This window comes from Agrobacterium sp. FDAARGOS_525 (genome assembly GCF_003938925.1).
GTDB classification, from domain to species: domain Bacteria; phylum Pseudomonadota; class Alphaproteobacteria; order Rhizobiales; family Rhizobiaceae; genus Agrobacterium; species Agrobacterium pusense.
Genome location: NZ_RKIU01000003.1, coordinates 135,013 through 151,444, shown reverse-complemented (window position 1 = coordinate 151,444; position 16,432 = coordinate 135,013). Strand labels below are relative to the sequence as shown.

At 58.9% G+C, this 16,432-nt stretch carries 16 protein-coding genes; all 16 read right to left on the bottom strand.

The window, feature by feature from the left end; all coding sequences use genetic code 11:
* Nucleotides 1-194 precede the first annotated feature (194 nt).
* The 16 genes from EGT36_RS01960 to EGT36_RS01885 all read right to left on the bottom strand — a co-directional run bounded on the left by EGT36_RS01960 (nucleotide 195) and on the right by EGT36_RS01885 (nucleotide 16,420).
* A complete protein-coding gene (locus EGT36_RS01960; RefSeq protein ID WP_125270015.1) occupies nucleotides 195-710 on the bottom strand; it encodes a hypothetical protein in 516 nt (171 codons plus the stop codon).
* Nucleotides 711-967: 257 nt separating this feature from the next.
* Nucleotides 968-1,768, bottom strand: a complete 801-nt coding sequence (locus EGT36_RS01955) for a hypothetical protein (RefSeq protein WP_125270014.1) — start codon at nucleotides 1,766-1,768, stop codon at nucleotides 968-970.
* Between the two features lie 4 nt (nucleotides 1,769-1,772).
* Nucleotides 1,773-3,425: an SGNH/GDSL hydrolase family protein gene (locus EGT36_RS01950; RefSeq protein WP_125270013.1), complete on the bottom strand. Its 1,653-nt coding sequence runs from the start codon at nucleotides 3,423-3,425 to the stop codon at nucleotides 1,773-1,775.
* A gap of 7 nt (nucleotides 3,426-3,432) precedes the next feature.
* Entirely contained in the window at nucleotides 3,433-6,780 is a 3,348-nt protein-coding gene (locus EGT36_RS01945) for a host specificity factor TipJ family phage tail protein (protein ID WP_210211221.1), read from the bottom strand.
* A complete protein-coding gene (locus EGT36_RS01940) occupies nucleotides 6,780-7,226 on the bottom strand; it encodes an NlpC/P60 family protein (protein WP_125270012.1) in 447 nt (148 codons plus the stop codon). Before EGT36_RS01940 ends, EGT36_RS01945 begins: the two co-directional genes overlap by 1 nt.
* Nucleotides 7,223-7,747: a hypothetical protein gene (locus tag EGT36_RS01935; protein WP_112650447.1), complete on the bottom strand. Its 525-nt coding sequence runs from the start codon at nucleotides 7,745-7,747 to the stop codon at nucleotides 7,223-7,225. The genes EGT36_RS01940 and EGT36_RS01935 overlap by 4 nt, the downstream gene beginning before the upstream one ends.
* Nucleotides 7,748-7,931: 184 nt before the next feature.
* Nucleotides 7,932-8,354 (bottom strand): hypothetical protein, encoded by a 423-nt coding sequence (locus EGT36_RS01925; protein WP_125270010.1) that lies wholly within the window; start codon nucleotides 8,352-8,354, stop codon nucleotides 7,932-7,934.
* Nucleotides 8,348-12,091, bottom strand: coding sequence for a phage tail length tape measure family protein (locus tag EGT36_RS01920; protein ID WP_172965615.1), 3,744 nt, complete (start codon nucleotides 12,089-12,091; stop codon nucleotides 8,348-8,350). The genes EGT36_RS01925 and EGT36_RS01920 overlap by 7 nt, the downstream gene beginning before the upstream one ends.
* Entirely contained in the window at nucleotides 12,088-12,381 is a 294-nt protein-coding gene (locus tag EGT36_RS01915; protein WP_125270008.1) for a DUF1799 domain-containing protein, read from the bottom strand. The genes EGT36_RS01920 and EGT36_RS01915 overlap by 4 nt, the downstream gene beginning before the upstream one ends.
* Before the next feature lie 77 nt (nucleotides 12,382-12,458).
* Nucleotides 12,459-12,833, bottom strand: a complete 375-nt coding sequence (locus EGT36_RS01910) for a hypothetical protein (RefSeq protein ID WP_125270007.1) — start codon at nucleotides 12,831-12,833, stop codon at nucleotides 12,459-12,461.
* Between the two features lie 48 nt (nucleotides 12,834-12,881).
* The gene (locus tag EGT36_RS01905; RefSeq protein ID WP_125270006.1) at nucleotides 12,882-13,817 is read right to left on the bottom strand and encodes a phage tail tube protein; all 936 of its coding nucleotides are present in this window, start codon (nucleotides 13,815-13,817) and stop codon (nucleotides 12,882-12,884) included.
* Nucleotides 13,810-13,974, bottom strand: a complete 165-nt coding sequence (locus tag EGT36_RS30410; RefSeq protein ID WP_172965614.1) for a hypothetical protein — start codon at nucleotides 13,972-13,974, stop codon at nucleotides 13,810-13,812. Before EGT36_RS30410 ends, EGT36_RS01905 begins: the two co-directional genes overlap by 8 nt.
* Complete coding sequence (locus tag EGT36_RS01900) at nucleotides 13,971-14,399, bottom strand: phage tail terminator protein (RefSeq protein ID WP_125270005.1); 429 nt, start codon at nucleotides 14,397-14,399, stop codon at nucleotides 13,971-13,973. Before EGT36_RS01900 ends, EGT36_RS30410 begins: the two co-directional genes overlap by 4 nt.
* Nucleotides 14,390-14,818: a gp436 family protein gene (locus EGT36_RS01895; protein ID WP_125270004.1), complete on the bottom strand. Its 429-nt coding sequence runs from the start codon at nucleotides 14,816-14,818 to the stop codon at nucleotides 14,390-14,392. The genes EGT36_RS01900 and EGT36_RS01895 overlap by 10 nt, the downstream gene beginning before the upstream one ends.
* Before the next feature lie 102 nt (nucleotides 14,819-14,920).
* Nucleotides 14,921-15,454 (bottom strand): hypothetical protein, encoded by a 534-nt coding sequence (locus tag EGT36_RS01890; protein ID WP_125270003.1) that lies wholly within the window; start codon nucleotides 15,452-15,454, stop codon nucleotides 14,921-14,923.
* Between the two features lie 12 nt (nucleotides 15,455-15,466).
* On the bottom strand, nucleotides 15,467-16,420 hold the full coding sequence (locus EGT36_RS01885) for a major capsid protein (RefSeq protein ID WP_125270002.1): 954 nt from the start codon (nucleotides 16,418-16,420) through the stop codon (nucleotides 15,467-15,469).
* Between the last annotated feature and the right edge of the window lie 12 nt (nucleotides 16,421-16,432).

Below are 16,432 nucleotides of genomic sequence, written 5' to 3'. Positions count from 1 at the left end.
TGGCGCGGCGCGGCCTTCTGGACAAATCAGCGTTAGCTTTTGGACACCAAAACATTTACCGATGGTGCTCCGTCGTCAGCAGCGCGTGGATTAGGCACCGCTGCTGAGAGGCGTGGAAGGATCATATTTGAGACCCGCTTGATCTCACGCGACAGTGTCGATCCTCCTAGCTTTTCCGGAGCTAGGCTCCGTTACTACGAGGCCGGTTGATCATCCGCCGTCTTTCTAATTTTAGTAAAGAGTGGCTTTCCATTGACACTGTTGCGCTCGTCGTGGTTCGCCCATAGTTTCCAGTCGCCAATGGCGAGCGGGACAATTGAAGCTGCGCTGGCTTGCTTGCGGGATTTTAGATTCCAGTAGACAGGTTCGCCGTAGTGCTTAACGTCAGTGACGGACAAAAGTGGCTCGCCTTTCTCATCAAACTTCAGCAAGCCTATTTCTTTCGACGCCTCATCCCCTTTAACATACGGCTTAGACACGTCCACAGGTTCGAGGAACCACTCCATGCCTAGGTCATATGCATCTTCGTCTCGCGTGAGGTTTCCAAGAGCAAACATGTCATGATTCAACCCGATGACTACGGCTTTTATGAAATTCACCTCCGTCTCGATGACTATGGCGTAAGACGAACGCCCCTCCATATCATACCGGAGCAATGACCCCGGACTTGCACTCTTCAAGCTGGTTTTCTTCAAAATCAAAGTAGTCATGCCATCTCTTTCCTAACGGCTGTTGAGGGAGAGAGCTAAACAGTCTTCAGGGCATAGGAATAGTACCTATTGTTTATTTCACTCGCTTTTTTGCTAAGCGAGGCTCCGGCGCGTACGAGGCGCGACGGAGCCAATATCAGGGAACGATTTGTGTTGCCGGGAATTAGTGACGCGCTGTGTTTATCTTGATGCACGGTACTGAGGTCCGCTTCCCCCAGCAAAGTGAGCGGACCTCTTTCACACTCAAATTTGAGCTCTCACCAAAGCCCGTATCGCTCCTGCATCATAGCCTCGATCTGATCGCGCAGATTGGTGTTCGTATGGAGAGCGGTATCCAGCACCATGATCTCAGCTACCTCACCGCCGTCGATGGCACCATTTGCTATCCCAGTTCCGACTGTAATGCCGCCAACATAAAGGCCAGTTGCCAGGTTGGATGGCGACGGGATGGAGGCGTTTCCGGTAAGATTGAGACTGCCTCTGTTTGCGCGTAGACCAAGCTTGTTCTCGGCAGCACTGTCGTAACTGCCGATAATGATGTTTGGCCCGTTTTCGTTGAGGCGTCCAGAGTTTGCACTGATTAGCCCACCGGCATTGGCGGCGGGAGCAGCAGCATTGAACGCAAATCCCATCGCGCCGCTGCCGGTCGATTGATGCATGAGAAAGGTGCTGTGCCCATCGGTATTCGTTCCACCAACGGGGAAGGCTGCATCATTTGGGCCAGCTCGACCAACCATTACCAGCGTAAGCTTGGACGTCGCAGGCAAAAGGTTAGCTCCACCATCATAAAGCTGGTCGTTTGCATCCGCGAAAAAGAATGCCGGCTGATTGTTGTACGCTGGAAGCTCTACGAGATCAGGCATATTTGTGCGTCGCTGGACAAGCTCAGCACCGGTTTTGCAGCAAGCCCACCGATCGGACTTCACGCCCATATCAGCACGCCACCAGCGGAGAACGTTTGCGTTGGCAAAGATTTCCCGCTCATCTTGACTGGGGAGTGTAAACACAGGAAGCCCGGAACTTTCGGGATTAACATAAGGCAGTTGTCTGAGAAGCATGTTGTCACTCCATGTTGAACTGAAGGCGCAGATGACGCTCCAGGCAGAGTGCCTGCAGCTGATGGCCACGTGCGTTGAGATGAACACCACCGAAGCGGAATGAAGGGGGAGTACAGCCCGCAGCAACCGCTGTGGCGTCGTCCGTTGTCGGCAGGAAGGCAGGATCGAGCCGGACAGCATCATCAAGGGCGCGCTGACTTGCTAGATAGGGACGAACGGCGCAGTAGTTCGTCCCGAACTGAGCGCGGAACCATGTTTCCATGGCACGAATGTAATCACCAATGACTGTACCTGCGCCCTCACTTATGCCTCGGTCGAGGAGACCCCACACCGTGAAGCCACCTCGGCAGGCGGTGGTAGTTGCCCTGTAAAGAGCCTGCACGTCTGCGATGGTTTTGGTGCCGTTGACAATCTGCGCCTCGTCATTGACGCCCATTCCGATCAAAGTATGTGCGGCAAGATCACCCCAGCCCACGTGGCTAAAAATGTCGACTTTAGCCGCAGCGATTGCAGCACCCTTCTCAAACCGAAGGAAATTGTAAGCAGACGCGCCGGTACGTGTGATGCGCCCCCTGACACGAAGACCTGCATCAGTGATGAGTGTCACTGCTCTGGGAAACAAGGTCATACCTGCAACCACAAACATATCATCGGTCAAGCCTGTCAGAGCCGTGACGCCAGATGCGGCAATACTCGAACCAGTTACCGTTGCGCGTGGATATCGGGCACCCATGCGGGCTGCGATCTCGTTTGCGCGCTGACCGTTCGCACCCCGATTGATGACCTCGATGCCAAAAGCACTCGCCAGTCGGCCGGTCCAGCGCCGAACAAGAAAGTTCGTCCCTTCCGCATCATCCAGATCATCACCCCATGTCGTGCTATCGCCATAAGCTACAATGAGCCCCAAACCACCTGTATTGCGGACAGGCAGCAGTTTCCCGCCGCGAACCTCATGGATGACGCCGTTATGATCGACTGAGCGGATAATTCTGCCTGCCCGATCAGCTTCGACCTCCCTCCAAGGCGAGAGGTCATGTTCAAAACTAATCGTGGGTCGCTGCTCGACAGCAAGAACACCGGCCGCAGCCCTGAGAGTATATCCATCGATAGCAACAGCGCGAGAAACGCGACCGGTCGCTTCGAGATCAACCTCACGAAAGAAATCTGAAGGTGCTGTGAACGGGTTTCCAGCTGCATAAGCGAGTTTGTCCAGAGTATTAAGCCCTGTTTTGATACGCTCTCCATCGACCAACACGCCGGTCCGCCGCCAGCCTGCAGGCGCGGCACTCCATTTGTATTCGCCTTCATTCGGGACCGACTGCCCGGTTACAGGGTCGTTATGAGTTCCGCTATCAGGACCGGTTACCCGGCCGCCCTGAAGATTGACCGCATCGGTCACTGCAGCAAGCTCGACCCACGTCACGGCAACCTTGTAGCCTTCCGCCGCAGCCTCAAGCCTGTTGTTCATGTCGTCGATACTGGCCGACACATCAGTTCGAACCTTCTGCAAGGCGGTCGCGATGACACCTTCTGAGGCAATCTGCGCTGCGAGGTCGGATGTTTTTTGCAACGCCGTATCGCCGTCTCGGTTGACGAGTAGTTCATCGGAAATCGCGGTAAGACGTGCAATTGTCGTCGTGAATACAGGAGCGGTCATTTTTTCCTCATCGAATGGTCACGGTGAACGGGCCGGAGATCGGACCGGCCACGCCGTCAGCATTTTGGGGTTCAAGCCAGAAGTAGTGGGTTCCCTGCGCAAGACAGGTCGCGGTTTCGAGATAGGCAAACACATCGTCCAGTGCGCCCGCGAAGGTGGCGGAAGCATTGAGGCCGAAGGTGTTGTTGCCGCTGACAGCCTGCACGCGGTCGGAAAATGTACCGTTGGCGCTGCGGGCCAAACCGTTGACCGTGGTGCCGCCCGTCAGGCGGGGCGTGATGTTTCCAGCTGTCACGGCCGAGAGCGTGAAGCCGATGCGGAAATATAGTCCTGCCGTGGCCGCGAGCGGTTGCGTGACGGCGCTGGCGGTCCCGGCCGTCTTCGTTGCCTTGCCGGAGCCAACCACCCAGCCGGTGCCGAGCGTCCATGTACCGGCACTGTCAAAACCGCCGTTGGTAAGCAGGTTCTGCCGCGTGGTGTCGCCCACCGGCACGGAATAGCTGCGCGACGGTTCGACGGCCAAAAGGCCCGCCGCATCGGCCTCGCGATTGAGCGACGGCGAGGTGGAGCGGTAAAGCTGCACGCGCGTCACGGCGGTATCGTCGCCGGTGAGGAACTGGACCACCGCGCCGCCAAGCAATGCGCCGATAGCAATATCGTCTTCCGGCAGGCCACCGGGAATTGCCGCATCCTCTGCGCCGACAACAAAAGCCGTGATGGCTGTATACGGTCCCGGCTTTCCGGCTGCGGAAAAAGCCCGTGCCCGCATATGGACGCCAGTGCCGTTAGAATATGCCGTGATCGAACCGCCGCCGTTGGCGGCCGGGATGGTCAGTGTGGTCCAGACGGTCGTACCGATCTGGCGGTGATCGATCTCGAAAGATGCCGAGCCGACCGGGCCGGAACCCGGTTCAATGAGATAGTCGATGCGGTTTGTCGCGCCGGTTCCCGATACGCCCGAACGGATGGACGTAAAACGCGGGGCTGGCGGTATAAGGGCACTCTGGTCAATCTCCGTTCCAGACCGGCCAGACCACGCCGGGATTTCTTCGGCATCGACAAGCTGGTCGATGACAGGAGCCGCGTCGATCAGGCGAAGGTGCGAGGAGAAATCTTCGCCCGCCTCGACGCCGGTGACGACAAGGGCGTAATCGACGGTGGACGCTTCACCGAAATGCAGAAGATCGCCCGCGAGCGGCATGTCGCCGTCGCCATTGACGAGAAGTGAGGATCGCTCGCCTGCGATCGTCTGGACCGTGCGGATGACAGAAAGGCCAATGGTATCGGCTTCCGAAAGGCCGCTGCGAAAGCGGATGGCGTAGTTCTTGCCCGCTTCCATGGTTATTTGCTCATCGATCTCGATCAGTCGGCCGGACACGCTTTTGATGCGGGCGGCGACCTGCACGCGATTGATGATATCGCTCGACAGGTGGACGAGATCGCCACGGGTTGCGACTCGGATCGGGCCGTCCTGCGAGACGGTGTAAACATCCGGCCGGTGCATCGCCTCATACATGCGGCGGCGGGTTTCGCGGTAGATTTCGTCAGGGCTGGTTTTGCCGGGAAGATCGAGCGTTTCGACCAGCAGCATGTCCGCGCCCTCTTTACCGGGCCAAGGCACGATGCGTTCTGCCGCCTTGTAGTCGTTGGTGGCATCAAGGAACTGCACACGAAAACCGTCTGGCGGCTCTACATAGGAGCGCGACACGCGCAGATCGTAGCTGTTGCGCGGGCTGACATGATCGACCAGCAGCTTGTCCGGCCGGTCGATGGTCACGGACCATTTGAGGCCATCGTGACGCGGGCTGGCGCGGCCTGCGGCGGCGATCTCCGTCAGGAGGTCGCGCAGCGTCGTGGACTTTTCCTCAATGGCGCGGTCGTAGCTGAGGCCCTTCAGGCGGCAGAAGTTATGCCATTCTGCGAGGGCATCCAGATCGATTGCCGAATCGGAGGCGGCTTTCGGATTGGCAGGTGATTGAAGCACATAGCGATAGAGTGCTGCGGGGTTGCTGGTCTGCCGTTCGATCCATTGGCCGGTCGTGTGTTCGTAGTCGATGCACAGACGCGAAACCAAGGCATTGAAGTTATCGAGCTGGCCGTTCAGCTGGTGGGTGGCTTTGACGCGCAACGCCACCAGCGCCAGCGGGTGCGGGAAGTTCAGCGGGTACTCTGGCCTGATTGTTTGCAGTGCAGCCCATGTGGTGCGCTGCTGGATTTTGGTGTCGGTGCTCTCCGGCGTCAGCATCGTGCAGCGCACCTGCCAGCGACCACGTGTCGGAAAATCCCATGTATGCTGGCGATAAAATGCTTCAAGCTTGCGGGCGTTAACCCCAATTACCGCCACTTCCTGCCAGTCGTCGGCGTCAATCGGCCGCTGCTCGATGCGGACGTAAACGACGTGGGCAATGGCCTTGCCCTCATCATTGTAGCGCAGCAGACCGGCAGGCCATGCGAGTATGACGCTGGCTCCGGACGCGTCGCCACCCGTGGTTCTAACGACCGGCTCAACAGTGGCCGCACCGCCCTCGATCACGTCACCGAGATCGTTGCGCGGGAGCGGCATCAGCAGTTCCGCACCGATGGTTTCTTCTACGACCTGGCGGGGGAAAAGGGAGAGCGAAGCATCGCCGGGGCGGCCATAACGCGGGTGCAGCTCAACCTCGTCATATTCGGAAATATCGGTGTCACCGATGCGGAAACCGGACAGAGATAACGGGCCATAGCCAAAGCAGAACAGGCAGACGAGATACTGCCAGTCACCGACGATTTCAGTATAGGTGTAGGCACCGAATGGCGGCGCATAGCGAACCGTTCCGAGAACGAGAGGGACCGCGCCATCAGGTTCCAGCCGGTTGCGCCAGCCGGTCAGGGTGTAGCGGTTTTCTGCTTCCAGCGTCTCCTGCTTGGGTGGCGGGATCAGCGCGTTGATCAGCAGATTGCCGATGATGCTCACACCAAGGCCGATAAGACCAGAAGCGAGGGCAAAACCGGTAGTGCCAGCGGCGAAGCCGAGACCAGCAGCCCAAAATTGACCGAGTGCGACTGCGGCGATAGACACGACAATCTGGAGAATGGATTTCAGGGCATTCTTGCCCGGCAGAAGCCGAATGACGACGCGCACGCCCTCACGCGGGCGAACGGTGCGCCAGTGGTCGGCCGGGACGATAATCGAGCCACGCTCGCTGACCAGCGCCACCCGGCAGAACCGGAAGTCGGCAGGCTGCAATTCCGGAAGCGCTGCCTTGACGATCTCGGCAAGAGTGCTGCCAACCGCCATGAACATGTCGATTCGACCGGCTGCGGGATCGATCATAGGCGCTGCAAGAACGGGAATGACGCCGTTTTGAACCGTCATCAAAGCCCCCTCGAAATCAACTCGACGTGGCGGTATGTGCCGGTCAGCCGATGGCCCCATGCGCCCGATCGGTAGCTTTCGACCTTGGAGCAGTCCCCTTCGACCATGTGGATCATCAGGCCATGGTGGACGACGATACCGACATGCGTATCCAGACGGCCGCGACGGAAGACGGAGATATCGAAGGCGACGGCCGTGCCGGAGACCGGGAGCCAGAGCGGAGAAGAGGTTGCACCGGAAACCAGCGCAGCGATCTCGCCGTGCTCCTCGACGGAGGCATAGCCAAGGTACTGCGGCAGGTTGATGCCGAGTTCTTCACGGTAGATGGTGCAGGCCAAGCCCCAGCAATCGCATCCATCGCGGTCGCGGCCGAACTCGCGATACGGCAGGCCAACAAAACGGTCGCTCCAATGGTCGAGCGTCGCTGTGGAATTTCTAACGCTCATCTGTGCATCCCCGGAAACGTGCGCGCCGACATCCGCCCACCGGGAACCAGTTCCAGCTCGATTTCCTCGCGGGTAATGGTGAGGGAGATTTCCCCGGCATCGATGTCGGATGAAACAATGTTGAGGTCGGTGTATTCGGCCTCAACCAGATTGGGAGACGACGCCAGCACCACGGCCATATGGATCGTTGCGGGCGTCGTGAAAGAGCGCACCACGTTGACCATTTCCTGATCCAGATTTTCGAGGATCAGCGTTGCAGCCGCTGGAGCGTCTTCCTGATCGGACGGCAGAAGCGTCGAGGCGACCACCCACAGGAAAGGTTCCGTGATCGGGTTCGCACCGCGCCACGTCGAACGCGTGCCGTAGTAAAGCGGGTCGGATGACAGGCGCTCGGTATTGTCGGTAGAAAGCCGGATCGGCTTTACCAGCTCGGGATGCTCGATCTCAAACAGGGCGACATAGATTTCCGATGTTGCCTGCGCATCCTGCGCCATGCGGGCGTTGAAACTCACGCGTCTCATGGGCGCTTATCCAACAGGATCACGCCATCTGGTTCAGCGGTCCGACCGAGCTTTGGGCAAGCTTCATAATTGTGGTTCCGACCGCCACAATAAGAGCAGCGAAGGTGCAGGCGAGCAGCACTGCCACCCCATGTTTTTGGGCAATATTCGTATGGATGCAGTCTTGAACCGCAATACGTGCAACTCATGGCATTACCTCGACAGAAAACGATTTGCGAAACTCTGTTCCCTGCACGGTCTCTGTCGGCAGGTTTGCGCCGAACGTGACGAGCCAGCGCCGGGCCAAAACGATGGGATGGCCGTCGCTAGTCATTAGGGGCGCGCCGTCACTGGTTCCGAGTGCCCAGCCTTCCGTGGTGGGATCGGGCATCCAGAACAGCAGCGATCCTTCCTTCGTGTCATGATGGAAAAAGCGGTCGAACAGCTCTTTCTGGTTCCGGTCGAGAACGAGGGACATCGAAACCGTTTTTGACGCGGACGAAAAGCGGCGGCGATAGCCTGTCGGGCCAGCATCGGAACGGCGCTTCAGGCGGGCATCCTGCGGGACGGACTGCCATGTGTTGCGCTCCGGACGCGGCAGTGCGGGAGGCCAGACGAGGACTACCATCGGCGCACCGCCTGACGCTTCACACCAAACTCGCCCTGAATGGCGCGATTGGCCGGATTGCCGGGCTGGCGGATAGCTGCCGCCATCTGCCGGCCGATTGTGATCACCGGCTGACGATTGCCGTGCTGGTCGGTCTGCTCTTCGTACTGGACTTCCGACGAGCCGTAATTGTTGATGATCGGCGCGTTGCGACCGCTGGAAGGCGCGTTAGAATTCGTGCCCACGGCGGACGGAAAAACGGAGCCGGTGGTGTATCCGCCTGTCTCGTAACCGCGCAGCAAACCCTTGTGCATGGCATCAAGACGGCCTACGCCAACTTTCTGCACCGCCTTTTTGGAGAATACGAACTCATCGGCGTGAACCACACCGGCAACGTCTTTCGCCTCACCGGGACCAGTCCAGCCGCCCTCCGAAAACAATCCGCCGGAGATCGCACCGGAGGCGATACCTGCCCATTGCGTGCCTGCGCCGTTGGTGAGATTGCCCCACAGGTTGCCGAGAAATCCGGAGAGACCGCCACCGCCGCCACCCGCTGAAGGCGCGGACGGGAAAAGGCCAGACAGGTTTTTGCCGAACTGATCGAACCCGGCACCCAAAGCGCCGAGACCCTGCGTTGCGGTTCCAGACGCTCCGGCAAGACTGCTAAGGGCCTCCGTCGCACGGCGCGCCTGAATATCGGTCGCGTTGACCCATCCCGTTCCCACGCTGTTCTTGTAGTTTCCCGACAGCATTTCGAGCTGAAGCTGTCCACCGGTCATACGGCTCTGACCGGTCGCAAAACCGACATGCCCCCCGGATTGATTGGCGGAAAGCCCGCGAGACTGGACCAGCACGTCACCGCGCAGGATTTTCGACGGATCGACCGCGCTACCCCAGTTCATAAAGGAGTTGGCCGTCAGCGAACCGCTGCCATCAACCCCGATCTGTTTAAGGGCAGAGTTGACGAACCCGGCGCACCACGCGGTTTGTGCCGCGTCAATATCGACGCCGCCCTTGCTGAGAAAGGAATTGATATCGAGACGATTGACGGTTTCGCTCGAACCGATCAGCGAAGAAGCAAGATCGACAGCCGTCCCGGTTGATGTGACCGAGCCTGTAACATTGCTGTTGGCCGCACCCAGAATGCCGGATGACGCGCCGCCAAGGCCGCCGACGACACTGCCGTTGATCATGACGGTTGCCGCGCTGACGGACATGCTGCCGACCGACTGGCTCATAGCGCCGCTCACGAGGGCAGCAGGATCAGAACTCTTTTTGCCGAACAGACCGGAAATCAGACCACCAAGCCCGCCCACGTCCGACATCGTGGCATTGTCTGTACCAAGCAGCGCATTCTTGATCGGGTTCTTGATCGCCAGTTCGGAAAACATGCCGGTGATGTCTTTGGCAATGCTTTCCAGCGCGCCTCCAAAATCACCGTCGATCAGCTTGTCGATACCGCCGTCGATAGCGCTCTCAGCAGCCGAGCGAACCGTATCCCATGCTTCAGCCTGCTTTTCGATCTCACGGGTGAGCTTGGCTTGTTCCTGTGCAACGTCCCGAATCTGGCCGGCTTCGCGGCTGGAGGCGGATATCCCCATGCTGCGGATTTTCTGCTCGGCATCGAGCATGGCAATGGCACGCCCGCGAACTGCCTCGTTCTCTCCGATCAGGGCTTTTTCCAGACGGAGTTGTTCCAGATTGTCGTTCTGGCCGCGCAGGTATTCCATGACAGAAGCGCGTTTTTCTTCTTCGGCCAGAGCCGCATAACCGCCCTTCAGATCGGCAATGGTTTTATTGAGGCGCTCTTTCGTCTCAATATCCGCAACGCTCGCAGCAGCGATCAGAGGACGGAGGCTCAGCTCCTCCTGGAGCATGCGGTTTGCGTCGGCAGACGTAATGGCACCGGACGCCACCAGCGAATTGAGGCGCTGGCGGGTCTCGGCTTCCACTTTCATGTCGGAAGCCTGCAATGACGCTGCGGCAATCGTTTCCGCGATCACACGATTGCGGGCGCGACCAGCTTCAGCAGCGATGGTTTCCGCTGATATTTCCTGTTCGGCAAGTTGCAAACGAGTGCGGCGCGCCTCCAGTTCGGCACGCAACAGCGGATTGCGCTCGTTAGAAATCTGGATATCGAGCCGGTCCAACTCCGCCGACCGCTGCTGCCGATTGATCAGCGCATCGAGCGCACGTGTCTTGGCCTCAATAGCGGTATCGATCTGGCTGCGCTGGAAATCATCGACGCCGCTGGCGTCACGACCAAATTGCAATGCAGCGATCTGGTTTCGCAATTCCTGCTCGCGCTGGCGAGAATTGTTGGCGGGTGAGCTTTCAGCAACGGACAACGCGGCGCGGCTGCGGGCAGCATCTTCTTGTACCCTTTTCCGCTCTGCGGCGGCTTCATCCTGACGACGCTTCTGCTCGCGCAATTCTTCTAGTCGTGCTGCATTGGCGTTTGCCGTCGCGCCAGCCGGATTAAGCAGATCGAGAAAACCGAAACCGGACGAAAGCCGCTTTTGCGCTGCCTCAGCCTCCGCGATCTGCTCGTCCAGTGTCGGGCCTGAAATGCGGCGATCGAGAAAGCTGCCGACATTATCAAAGGCATTACTGGCGTTTCGAGCGACAAATTCCCATGCCCGGCCGAGCGCGGTTGTCGCCTCGCTGGCGTTTGCGAGCTGATCCGGCAACGCCTTCAGCAGAACGGCCTGCGCTTCGGACTGGCGGTTCTGCGCAGCAAGGTTCGACGCATGACGTGCGGTTGCCGCGTCGATCAGGCCGTATTTCTGGAACAGCGTGTCTGCTGCCTTGGCGGGATCGGCAAACATTTCTGCAAGCATTGCCCCGGCTTCAGCCGTGGTGATGCCCATGGTCACCCCGAAATCCTTCGATATGGAGATCAGGCTTTCGAAATTCTCCGAGCCGATCCGGCCGGTGCGAAGAAACTGTGCTTCCATGGAGCGGGCAGACGATACCGAAATCCCGGCAGCGCTGGCACCGGCCTGCGCTGCGGCTTCCATTTCGGTACGGCTACCGGCAACAGCACGGCCAAGACCGGAGGCGGCGGTCTCAACTTCTTTGGTTGACTGAAGATAGCCGTTATAAGCAATCGCTCCCGTCGCGACGGCGGCAGTAAGACCGGCAATGCCAACGGTCAGCGGTGTGATAACGCGGGCAGCACCCCCAGCCAAGACGCGGAAATCCTTCAGCGCTGAATTCATCCCGCCTTGGCCGGTATAGAGCTGAATGATTTGCGGGAGCTGCTGGGCTGCGATCATTGGCAGCGGCATGCCACCGGACACACCCTGACCAATGTCGAAAACCTGATAGGTCAGGTTCTGACGACGCGCACGATCACGGCGGACGTTGTCATTGGACGGAGGCACCGGAGGTGTGGGCGGCGTTGGCGGGGATGGGGGAGCCGGAGGCGTCGAAGGTGTCTGCGGTTCTCGCAGCGGATTTCGGCGCGGCCTGCGGACGTTTGCTGCCGGGGCCGACGCGGGAACGGCACCCGATGCCCGCAAAGCATCCTCGCGTGCCCTCTGTTCGGCTTGGGTGAGCGCATTCGTTGCATCGGTATTTTTGCGGGCAGCTTCCGTGTCGCGGTTCATTGCCGCCGCTTCACGGTCGAAGGCAGCGGCGGTTTTCGTGACCTCGTTTCCTAACGCGGCAACATCGTTGCGCAGATCATTCGTGGCGTTTTTCGCAGCGGCGGCCTGCGCCCGGAAGATCAGTTCGAATTCCATTTGCCTGTTCATGCGCTTGCACCTTTCAGAACAGACAGCGCCTCAAGCTCCATGACCTGAAGATCAGCGAAGGCAGCGTTAGAGAATTCATAGCGGCGCATAACGACATCGACCGCCACGTAATCGAAGCCGAGCCATAGGAGCTTTGCGGCACCCGCAATCATCCGCCACTGCGTTTCGCAGGCCAGAAATGCGGTCACACTTTCCCAATTGGGCGCAAACACCTTGAATGCCTCGTCTTCTGCTGTGGTGATTTCGGAGGGGTCGATTTCCATGCCCATCCGCTCGAATTGTCCCGCCACGTCTTCATCAAGACTGGTCTCGGCGGCGGGATCGGCGCGGCCGAGCTGGGCATAAGCCCAAGCCCGCGCCGCCGCTTTCAGTTTCCCAATCGGGCTTCTTCGCCGTTCAGGCTTTCGGTATAGGCACGGTAGACGCCACTGCGGAACCAGCCGATCTCCAGCGCCTTGGCTATGTTGTCGGGGGTGAAGGCAACCGCGCCGCCATCCGCATCAACAACGTCATCCCAGTTCTTGCAAACGGCCTTAAGCTGCTGGGCCTCATGCGCATCACGCTCACGCTGCGTCTTCAAGGTGACGTAGACTTCCTGTGCCGCAATCGCCTCTTCGCGAGGCTGCGGCTCAAACTGCACTTTCAGGGTGCGTTCAAGGATTTTGCCCGGTTCGTCGGGATGCGGAGCGCGGATGATGACAGGCCACCAGTAGCTGTACGTGTCTGCAAGAACGAATTTCATAACGGGTCTACTCCTGAAGGTGTTTGGGGTTTGGAAAGGCAGCCGGCGTCAGCGGAAGGTGATTTTCAGTTCATCCATTCCGTTGACCGGGCAGAGATCGAGCGGCAGCGAATAGTTCAGGATGCCGTCCGTCTGGCCCTGTGTCGGTTCACCCACCTCGACGGCCGGAGCGGTGATCTCGACAATGTTTCCGGCAACGGTTCCGTGGGTGATGGAAAGCGCGCCGCTTTCCCGCGTCAGCGCCTTGTCGAACCAGTCAACTGTCGCAAGGGAGCGCGCTTCGACAACCGCCGTGCCGGTGGAAGAACGGTCGGAAATCAGAACTTTTTCATCACCAATCAGGAAACGCGGCGTCAGCGTGTTGCCGACATCGAGGGACAGGCTTTCAGCAACGGACGGCCAGCCATGCAGCGACATTTGGGTGTTCGCCTTGCTGACGTGAACCGGCTTCGCCCAGCCTGCTTTGCTGATCGCTGGCATGGCGGCGATATCGGTGATCGTGCCGAGCATGCCGACAATGGTGGTGCGCCATTTCGGGTAGTTTTTCGGCTGGTAGTTCGGTGCGAAATTCACCTTCGCGCCAACGAAGATGTGCTGCACCTTGTCGGAGATGAAGTAGATCGTGACCGTCTCCGAATTCTCTTCGATGATGGTGTAATCAACCTTCACACCGGCGGTGATGGTCTCGGCAAAATTGGCGGCGCGAAGGAGAGAGCCGTATTTCGGCGGCGTCCCGGCAACGCCCGATCCAGCGAGTTCAAGATCACCTTCCAGACGGCCATAAATACCGGCGAGGATGACGCCCTGATTGCCGAGATAGGGAAGCAGCAAATCCCGCGAAACCCGCTCACCTGTCAGCGGTGTAAACGTCACGTTCGACATGATGATTGCATCGGCTGCTACCGGCTCGGCGTCTTCGCCCTGCTCGGTTTCGATTTTCGACAGAATGCCGAGCTTGCGGAAAAAACGTACATCGTCAGACATTGCGGCCTCGTTTTTGGGGAGCGGCCTTTTCGACCGTTTTCGGGGTTTCGGTTTCGGAAGCGGCGGCGGGAGCCTCTGTGGCTGCACCTGTTACTTTCGTAAGTTCGCCGGTCTCGGGGTTGCGGACATACTGCCCGCCGCTGGTCGGCTGGTTCATGGAGTGTCCTTGTCTGTGAGGTATCGGGATGTTTCCCAGATGCCGACGAAGATCGTCACGCCGTTGGGCATGGGGGTGGGTTCAGTCCCGACCAGTGAGCAAGGGTCGCTTGCATCGGTCGGTTCCCAACCAGTCAGGGCATCCTCGATCTCGCCCTTGAACCGGTCGAATTCTTCAGCGCGCATCCTGCCGGTATTGTCGCTGTGATAGCGAAGGATGGTTGCTACAAGGAAGCGCACCTGCACGAGCTGGCGGTGGCCGGTTGCCAGTCGGTTCGGGCTGGCCTTTTCAGGCTGCGGAACAACGAATGTCGTGGTGCTGGCACGCTGAACGCCTTTGGCGACAACGTCCAAATCTTCGGCAAATTCGACGCTGGCAAGCGAGGGAGCCGTGGCATTCAGGCGCTCGATAATGCTTACAAACATTTCCAGCCCCTCAAACCGCGTGCGTCGAACACTTCATCCGGCGCGGAAAACATGACGGTGCCAGCGCTGGATGCAGGTGTTTCAGCTCCGCTGACGGGAAGGGAAATCAAACCCTTTGCGACACGCTCAAGCGAGGCAAGCGCCTTTTCGTAGTCCTTCACTACGTAATCGGGCGGACCCTGAAAATGCAGGCGATGGCGGGCAATATCGATTGCCCATGTGCGGACGAGGTCAGGGACCGGCGAAAACGGAAGAGGATATTTGGTGCCGACATAGCCGTTCACCAGATTGTCGGCATGTTCTAACGCCTCAGCAATCACAACGAGATCGATTTCGCCGTCACGGTCGCGGTCGGCAATCTGCCGGATTTCGTCCTCACCGGCGCGGGCAATCAGATCGTCAAGCGTGGCATAGGTCACGGGCGTCACCAGAGCGTTAGAAGAATGGGGTGGAAACGAGCGGGGCGGATGTGGTGACCACCCCGCTCGAAAGGTCCGGCTTGCGAGGCTTTGGAACGGACCTTATTTCTTGGCGGCGGCGGGTTTCGGCGTGGTCGCTGCCTTCTCGGCAAGCTTTGCCAATTCGGCCTGCGCTGCTGCCAACTTGCTTTCCGCGTCGGTTCTGACCTGCTTTTCGCCGGTCAGTTCGGTTTCGAGATCCGCGACCTTCTGACGTGCCTCAATCAGAAGATTTTCCTTCTCCTGAAGATCGGAGGCGGCAGCACTGATCGTCTGCTTTTTCTGGTCGAGATCACGCGACAGATCGAAAATCTTGTTTTCGAGGTGGGCGACCTCGACCAAGTTTTCCGCCTTCAGCACATCGATACGGCCTGCGGCGGCATCTTTGACCGCCTGCTGAAAATCGCTTTCCAATGCCGTGTCCGACATGTCGATGGCGTCGGAAAGACGCTCAGCCAGATCACAAGGAATTGCCCCCGATGCGGCAAGCTGGATTGCAAGCGTGGTGCTGACGGTGACGGTTTTTCCTGCGGGTTCACGAACGCCGTTGATCTTGGCAGGGGCAATCAACGGAACCGATACTTTGTTATCGTCCATGGCGATCTCCTATCAGGCCGGTGTCGCGCCAGCGTCTTTGAACAGGAAGCCGCCTTCAGCCCCGACGAGGATCGGGCGGCGCTCGACCTTGACCGGGTAAATCCACGAGTCCGTGGCGTTCTCGAAATACGGCTGGTTCACCTGCGGATAGCCGCGAAGCTCGTAGGTGTAGGCGTAGGACGGCACCTGAAAGTTATCCCCGGCCTCCGGCACGTAGGCCAGAATGGCGTCATCGCCCCAGACATCGTTCGCCAGCGCGTTGTCATCGGAGGTTTCCGGCAGATAGATCGCAGCACCGACGACCACTTTTTTCACCTCGAAGTAGGCAGCAAGCATGTCGAGGCTGATGCTGTCTTTCGACGTATATTTGAACTGCTCCTTGATCTTCGGATGGTTGCAAAGGGCATTCTTTGCGGTGGGGCCGAGAACAAGGGTGTTGGGATAGCGGCCAATCGACTGCCGGATGACTTCCTTGGCAGCGTCGAAATCGGCCTTAGGATCGCTGTCAGCGCTTTTCCAGCGATCCGTTCCCGTCAGCGTGAGCTTGTGGTTGTTGTCATAGTTAGCTGCGTTGCGGGCCAGACCTGAAGCTTCAATTTCAAGGTTGAGATCGACGGCATCCAGCGACATGTTGATGGCACCCGCCGCCAGATCGATACCCGGAACGCTTTCGGCTTCCTCCTGATGTTCGACCGGCACGACGCCTTCAAGTGCGTCCTGGGCGAGTGAAACAGGGTCGGACGCGTAGCCGTACTGGATGCGCTTCTTGTTCGCGCCGGGTGCGCGGCGGGTATTGAGAGCGCGGAACGCTTCCTTGCCGAATTTGATAACGCGCATCGAGCGGTTCGGGATCGAGACGCGGGGGAACAGCTCCTGCGAAATGAAGGTGCTGTTGCGGTAGCCGCGTGCGTGGGTGGAGAGGATCGGATCGACTACAGCCGCCGTCTTATTATTCAGTGCCGACATTCAGAGCGGTCC

What these genes read in the sequence shown, in the direction of transcription:
- EGT36_RS01960 (WP_125270015.1), bottom strand. Translation starts at nt 710, where the DNA reads ATGACTACTTTGATTTTGAAGAAAACCAGCTTGAAGAGTGCAAGTCCG.
- EGT36_RS01955 (WP_125270014.1), bottom strand. Translation starts at nt 1,768, where the DNA reads ATGCTTCTCAGACAACTGCCTTATGTTAATCCCGAAAGTTCCGGGCTT.
- EGT36_RS01950 (WP_125270013.1), bottom strand. Translation starts at nt 3,425, where the DNA reads ATGACCGCTCCTGTATTCACGACGACAATTGCACGTCTTACCGCGATT.
- EGT36_RS01945 (WP_210211221.1), bottom strand. Translation starts at nt 6,780, where the DNA reads ATGACGGTTCAAAACGGCGTCATTCCCGTTCTTGCAGCGCCTATGATC.
- EGT36_RS01940 (WP_125270012.1), bottom strand. Translation starts at nt 7,226, where the DNA reads ATGAGCGTTAGAAATTCCACAGCGACGCTCGACCATTGGAGCGACCGT.
- EGT36_RS01935 (WP_112650447.1), bottom strand. Translation starts at nt 7,747, where the DNA reads ATGAGACGCGTGAGTTTCAACGCCCGCATGGCGCAGGATGCGCAGGCA.
- EGT36_RS01925 (WP_125270010.1), bottom strand. Translation starts at nt 8,354, where the DNA reads ATGGTAGTCCTCGTCTGGCCTCCCGCACTGCCGCGTCCGGAGCGCAAC.
- EGT36_RS01920 (WP_172965615.1), bottom strand. Translation starts at nt 12,091, where the DNA reads ATGAACAGGCAAATGGAATTCGAACTGATCTTCCGGGCGCAGGCCGCC.
- EGT36_RS01910 (WP_125270007.1), bottom strand. Translation starts at nt 12,833, where the DNA reads ATGAAATTCGTTCTTGCAGACACGTACAGCTACTGGTGGCCTGTCATC.
- EGT36_RS01905 (WP_125270006.1), bottom strand. Translation starts at nt 13,817, where the DNA reads ATGTCTGACGATGTACGTTTTTTCCGCAAGCTCGGCATTCTGTCGAAA.
- EGT36_RS30410 (WP_172965614.1), bottom strand. Translation starts at nt 13,974, where the DNA reads ATGAACCAGCCGACCAGCGGCGGGCAGTATGTCCGCAACCCCGAGACC.
- EGT36_RS01900 (WP_125270005.1), bottom strand. Translation starts at nt 14,399, where the DNA reads ATGTTTGTAAGCATTATCGAGCGCCTGAATGCCACGGCTCCCTCGCTT.
- EGT36_RS01890 (WP_125270003.1), bottom strand. Translation starts at nt 15,454, where the DNA reads ATGGACGATAACAAAGTATCGGTTCCGTTGATTGCCCCTGCCAAGATC.
- EGT36_RS01885 (WP_125270002.1), bottom strand. Translation starts at nt 16,420, where the DNA reads ATGTCGGCACTGAATAATAAGACGGCGGCTGTAGTCGATCCGATCCTC.